This is a genomic window from Burkholderia sp. BE17, from assembly GCF_009362305.1.
Lineage (GTDB): Bacteria > Pseudomonadota > Gammaproteobacteria > Burkholderiales > Burkholderiaceae > Burkholderia > Burkholderia pyrrocinia_C.
This window is the reverse complement of sequence record NZ_WHNU01000035.1, coordinates 98,285-104,613: the sequence shown is the minus strand read 5'-3', so window position 1 is coordinate 104,613 and position 6,329 is coordinate 98,285. Positions and strand designations below refer to the sequence as shown.

Annotated in this window: 5 protein-coding genes and 1 pseudogene; 3 read left to right on the top strand and 3 right to left on the bottom strand. The window is 54.7% G+C overall.

What is annotated here, in order from left to right; all coding sequences use genetic code 11:
- Positions 1-417: 417 nt before the first annotated feature.
- Positions 418-2,493, bottom strand: a complete 2,076-nt coding sequence (locus GD429_RS27575) for a hypothetical protein (RefSeq protein ID WP_193727215.1) — start codon at positions 2,491-2,493, stop codon at positions 418-420.
- A gap of 344 nt (positions 2,494-2,837) precedes the next feature.
- A complete protein-coding gene (locus GD429_RS40695; protein ID WP_193727214.1) occupies positions 2,838-2,993 on the bottom strand; it encodes a hypothetical protein in 156 nt (51 codons plus the stop codon).
- Positions 2,994-3,122: 129 nt separating this feature from the next.
- On the opposite strand from GD429_RS40695, the pseudogene GD429_RS27570 reads away from it, so the two are divergent.
- Together GD429_RS27570 and GD429_RS27565 are read left to right on the top strand one after the other, a co-directional pair.
- Positions 3,123-3,752: pseudogene (locus tag GD429_RS27570) on the top strand (site-specific integrase); the annotation flags it as partial.
- Between the two features lie 414 nt (positions 3,753-4,166).
- The gene (locus tag GD429_RS27565; protein ID WP_152861668.1) at positions 4,167-4,964 is read left to right on the top strand and encodes a hypothetical protein; all 798 of its coding nucleotides are present in this window, start codon (positions 4,167-4,169) and stop codon (positions 4,962-4,964) included.
- A gap of 150 nt (positions 4,965-5,114) precedes the next feature.
- On the opposite strand, the gene GD429_RS27560 is transcribed toward GD429_RS27565, so the two are convergent.
- Positions 5,115-5,789, bottom strand: coding sequence for an SOS response-associated peptidase family protein (locus tag GD429_RS27560; RefSeq protein WP_152861666.1), 675 nt, complete (start codon positions 5,787-5,789; stop codon positions 5,115-5,117).
- 80 nt (positions 5,790-5,869) lie between these two features.
- Here GD429_RS27560 and GD429_RS41300 point away from each other — a divergent pair, with 80 nt between their 5' ends.
- Positions 5,870-6,322: a hypothetical protein gene (locus GD429_RS41300; RefSeq protein WP_227791764.1), complete on the top strand. Its 453-nt coding sequence runs from the start codon at positions 5,870-5,872 to the stop codon at positions 6,320-6,322.
- Positions 6,323-6,329 lie beyond the last annotated feature (7 nt).

Genomic DNA, 6,329 nt, shown 5'->3' with positions numbered 1-6,329 from the left:
GTGCGGGCAGCGTTCGACTGGAAATCAGCAATGAACCAGTTTGCTATCCTGTTCGGTGAACGATTCACCCAGGCGCGTGGATAACGCGTTGTTCAACCGCCTCGCCCACAAAAATGCGGACAGGTTCCTCGCGAATTGGGTGAGCATGTTGTCATGCGAAACGCCAACGAAGAGCGACGCACATCTGCGTCCTGGTCCGTTGACGGTTTTGCGATCGGCGCCGGCGACGTCGCAGACACGAAAAGAAGCAGTGCTATACCCACCAGTTGATGTCGTGTCCCGTCAGCCACAACCCAAAGTTGCTTCCCACTGCCGGCGCAGCTTTCGCCGCACTTACCGCGAAATCGTTCTCCATCGATTCCCCGTAAACGAAAGAACCACCTGAAGGCGGCTTCTGTCTTCCAATGAACCGCCGGGCTATTTCGGCGCCAGTTGAACCATCGTTTGAAGCGCGTTCGACCTCACAACGCGGTACGACGGCAGATCGCTTGAAATGTCTATACCCAGATCTGGTGCGCTGCCCCTCTGTCCCACAAACACACAAGCGAATTTGTTGCCCCTCAACTGAGTGATCATCGAATCTCGATCACGGACTGTCAGCGTCTCCGCATTTCCAGGGCCGATCAGCGGTGAAACCAAATGAAGCGAGGCATAGTAAAGCCCTTGACGCCTGGAAAGGATGACGCACGCCTCACCCTCTCGCGTGTGCATTGAGATGAATTCGATTTCGTCATGAACAACTGGCGATGCCGGCACAGACGTTTCGACAATTGCAGACCTCGCCGAATCTGCGAGCATCGGTATACCTCGAATGAAAGCCACGCAACAAAGTAGCATCACCCCCCCCGAGATAGCCGCAGGCGCCAGAAATGAGCGATTCAATATTCCGGCGGCCGTCGCGCGAATTGCCCGATCCGACATCAGCGACGCCGCCAATAACGCAGGCCACGATACCGTGATGAGATTGAGAATGTGAGACCTCCCCTCGTAGTAAACGAAGAGTCCTGTCCCAAGCAGGCATGTGTAGAGCAACACATCGGCCGATCGGTTCCGCGGTGATTTCCGCCAACTCGAAGCAGCAGAAAGAACGCCCAACAAGTAGACGCCCAACACGGCCATCCACGGACTTGCGCTGAGCGGCAAGGGCAGCATCATGAAACCAAGCCCGTAGAACAACTTCTGGTAGTCGACGAGCCACGTCAACTGCAGCGGCCTATCTGCCTTTGTCCATAGGTATAACGCCATGACAGCGATCGCAATCGCAAAGATCGCAAGATGCAGCCACACCTTTAGTACGATCGCACGGCGTTCAACACGCGAACCTTCTTTATCGCGCGAAAACAAGGCTGCCCACTTCGCAACCAGGAATACTCCGAAGGCCGCCTCCACCATCAGCCCCGAATCGGCATTCCATAGACTAGCAACCGCGCCGATCAGGGACATTAAGACTGCACGTCGCAGAGTCGGCATGTGTGCATATCTGTAAAATGCGAGCAGGGAAAGCGCTGGCCAAAAAAAACGAATAGGCCAATATTGAAAGTACTGTTCCCGAATGCCAACCATGAACAGGCACGTCTCATACGTGACCATCACAAGTGCAATGCCGAATCCGATTTTGAACAACGGATGGCGAAGCAATCGCTGCGCAACTGAGTACACGGCAGCTAAAGATGCGACCTGCATCGCTGCAAATAATACGGAGAAGGTAAATACCGACAGTCCTACGAGCCGAAAGAGAGGGCCGACGAACTCGGGAAAGAGCCCATATTGAGATGGAAGATCAGCGAGAAGCGTACGACCGCCAACCACTTGGCTCACGGAATAAATGACTGCGTCCACGCTCGTCGACCACGTTGGGTTTTCGGTGATCGAGTTCACATTTAGGATACGCCATGCGACTAGTTGGAGCCCGACGCTTGCGACAAACAGCACCAATGCGATCAATGATGCTGATCGCCTCGCGTTGCGCGCCCGCGCGTCAACCGGAATAGCACATACCAGCACAGCAACCACAACTGCACCAAACAGCAGAAGAAGCGGGTGCTCGCCAGTCGGAACCACTCCTGTCAACAGGGAACTGTCGAATCCGAACCGAGCAAATGGCACAAGGAACGCTGCCGCAACGGCTGCGACAACTGTCGTCGATAGCGCAACCGACGACCGCCGGAACCGGCATCCACATCCCAGCAGCACGAAAAGAAACGCGGAGATCGGTATTGTAGATACCAGCAATAAGAACGTGAATCGCTCGACAGGCTTGGGTGCCAGGTCCGCTCGATAGACGGGTAACAGAATGGAAGCATCGACTGCATGAACCCCGGCATGCGACCGATACAACGATGCCACGAGCCAAGCTATGGCCCCCGCTGCGATTGCAAAGCCCAAAAAGGCGAAGTGGAGCCGGGAGACTGACTCCTCTGCTCGCGTCCGTCGCCGCAATGAATTTGCTTCGATGCCGGTTATATCCATGTCTATCAGCAGCCGTTTTCCCAAACACCGCATTCTACGCGATAGCCTCGGATTGGCATGGATAGCGATCTCATGATGCCGTCGGTGCAGGTATGTCAGATTCCGCACCACCAGCCGCATCGCAAAAGGATTTCCACATTGCATCAGCAGTCGAGACAGTACCAAGGTTGGTATATATCGATGAATATTGAGGGCTGGCGAAGTACGCGACAATTGTCGATTTTATCGAATCTGAAAATTTAACGTTTAATGTGGTTGGCATGCGATTCTCGTTATATCGAATATCCGGACAATTTCATAAATAACGAAACCGCTCCAGGACTTCCATTGAATTTATAGTACAACTGTTGCGGCGATATCAACGGAATCTAGCTGAACCAAGAATTGAATGACTGGGCTCCGCTGGTAGAAAGAGCGTTATCAGCCCGACCGAATCCGAGCGAGTTGCCTGCTCCCTGCATGCCTGCTTCGGCCTGTTTCAACACCGCCACAATATGCTCGACACGGAAGCGCTTGCGTTTCATCGTACGGCTCCTTTCATACTGAAAAAGTCCGCCGAAAACTCGCTTACATCATGGCACTGTTTACTGGGGGCCGCTCACGAGGCAGTTCCTCAAGCTTGAAATAGCCCGAAGAAATCAGGCAGGTCAGAAGCCCCACCCGATCCATTTTCCCGCGACGAGTCGGAAAGAGTCATCGGTGAGGCCGAACGCGCATACCCCGAGCAAGTCCACAACCTCATCGAATTCTGGTTCTGGACCGGTCTACGTGCGTCCGAGATTTTCGGCCTGCAGTGGCTGAACGTGGATTTGCAGAGCGGGACGATCCTGGTTGCAGAAGCGCTCGTACGCGGCGAGCACAAGGACCGAACGGAAACGGCAGTTGCCCGCACAGTTCGTCTCAACAGCCGGGCACTTGCCGCGTTGACACGTCAGCGATCATTTACCCAGATCTCCGGCGCCTCGATTTTTCACGATCCGCGTTACGGCGCGCGATGGGAGGACGAACGAGCGTTCCGGCGAAGCTTCTGGACGCCCATTCTGAAACGACTCGGAATTCGCTACCGGCGGCCGTACAACATGCGGCATAGCTACGCGACGGCAATGCTGATGGCCGGAATGACTCCAGCCTTTTGCGCGAAACAGCTCGGGCACAGCATCGAGATGTTCCTGACAACGTACGCGAAATGGATGGATGGCGAGCAGAACGCTCTAGAGATGGCGAGGCTCGAATCGACGCTATTGTCCCCGAGTTGTCCCCCGCAAAGCAAAACAGGCGCCTAAGCGCCTGTTTTGTTTATACATTCGTTGGGGTGGCTGATGGGACTCGAACCCACGACGACAGGAATCACAATCCTGAGCCATTTTCGTTAATAATCAATAACTTACCAAATAACATTGGAATCTAGGGATTCTTGGATGCCGCGTCCAGCAACGGACAGTCGACCCATCTTCCAGAAAATTCACCGTCATTTTTCCGGCGACGGCACGGCCTCTGCCCCGTTTTCGTCGGCCAAGAGCAGCGTGACAGCACGTTGGCGCTCACGATGATCGGAGCTCCCGCTAGTTGCATGACTCTCGCTGGACGCTACGAAGTCTGCTTGCGCCCCTTGAATTTACGAATGTTTTGCATACTATTTCGTCATATGCGTGATCCGTTTCATAGATACCCAAAAAATACAAACGAAGGAACCAACCATGACGAAGAATTTGCTCAACGCGCTTCGAATAATTGCTCTTTCGCTAATTATTGGGCTCACCGCTTCGATCCCCCGAACGGCAATGGCATGCCCAGATGGTCAATATGAGTCGTGTGTATTTACCGCATGTTGGTGTATGCCAACGGGTGACACTGTGGTTCATGCTGTTGATCCGCTCCCAGACATCCTAAGTCTCGCCGGGGGTGTTGTCCACGGCAATATTCATGAAATTTCACAATCCGTTGGTGCGCTTGTAATTAAATCGTCATGCCCCGGATGTTCCGTTACCGCTCACACAGTGATGAACGCAAACGATCGAGCATTTGCGGAAGCAGTCGTTGGTCGAGGGTGGCTAGTCTTTTTTAGCACGGGCTCACCGTCCATCGTTTTAGCGGACGCAGCAACAAGTATCGCGACCGAATACAAGCTTACGCATCCCAAACCCAATCCAATGAGCGTTGCCCCGTCACCAGAACGTGGAGTTAAACACTATACGACTCAAAATGCGCTGTGCAGCGTACTATCGACAGATGGCACGGTCGCGGCTGGTTGGGTGGATGCTCCAAGTTTTTCGGACCCTAACGGAAGGGTGAGCGTTTTCCCCGGCGTCGATCTGGTTGACGGAGATTTTCTTGATATTCAAGCAGCAAATTCACCCAAAGATTGCCCCGCCCCACCTGCAGGGCAAACTCGCCCATCTCACTTCAAGATGAAATATTCATACTCCTCTGTCTCGCCGGGCACTCAAACTACGGCCATGAAATACGTTTTGGTTGGATCAATCACCAAACCGTAGCTTAGATTTATCAAACAAAATACCTTTCCATATAATAAAGAGTTGCAAAAAATTTTATCCTGCACCGCAAGTTTGCCGGCATAGTTTTCTAAACTACCGATAGCGTAATCTGCCATGCAAATCTAGAGATAAGCGCGGGCAATGCGAAATTCACCTCACTGTCTCGGCAATCATCTCGTCGGCCGGATAGATCTGCAGCATTGCGCGCGCCGCCTCAGCGTTCGGCGTCGTCAACCACTCCTCCCAGTCGTCCGGATGCAAGATCACCACGGCCCGCTTCTCATCATCCGGTTTGTGCATTCTCGAGAAGATCGGATGCCCCTCACCGTTGACAGTGATCATCGACATCGTGTGATGCTCGGCGCCGTCATGGCCCTGCAGCGTCCGCCAGATGCCGGCGACACACATTGTTCGCCAATCGGCCAGTCCGATCCGGTGCCACACGTTCTTCCCAGTCTCGTAGCACGGTTCATAGATCCAGTCGGCCGGGATCAGGCAGCGCCGCCCGGCGCGCCATGCCGGTCCGTATAAAGGTGACTTTCCGAGGTTATCGTCGCGCACGTTCATCGTGCTGCGCATGATCGGCGGCTTCCGGCCCTGTTCCTTCGCTTTGTCGATGTTGGCCTTCTGCAGCGCTCGCGGCCAGAAGCCGAAGCCAGCCGCCAACGGCTTGAGCGTCCCGTCGACGTTTGCGACGATCGGCGCCAGATAGTCGGGGTAGATCTCAGGCTTCCAAGGGAAACGTCGGTACAGGTCACTGAACGGCTCGATCCTCAACTCACGGAGCTCAAAATCCTCGTGCGGCGCCCGGTAGTTTGTACACATCGCCGTCCCCAATTTTCGACCTTGACGGCCCCATCTTACCCCGCGATACACTGTATATTTATACAGCACCGCATCGCATCATGAAACCGCGCTGGGCCTACATCTGGGAGTACACGGATCTCGAATCCGGGGAGCGCCGGCGCACGCACCTCCCCGTCACGCGCACTGAATTTCAGTCTATGACCGGGCAGTTCCTTGACGAGTCAGACGTCCGCGCGCTGGACGAGACAAGGGTCAATCGAAATGTGGTGCCGCTCAAGGAGCAGTACTGCCGCCACGTGCCGATGCCGGACTTCATTGCCCCGACCGAATCGGAACTGCGCGAGCTCTGGCGCACCAACCGCGATTCTGAGGTCCGGCGCCTGATCCTCGAGATCGTGACGCTGCGAAAATCTCTTGAGAAGGTCATGGACTGGTGGGAAACGACCGACCGCATGACGTCGAACCGCGGCGATCTGGACGGTCCGTTTGGGCCGTTTCGAAAGCTCTATCACTTGCTTCGCGAGGAGCTGCGCCGGGCGCGTCTGAGGTAGCGACGCA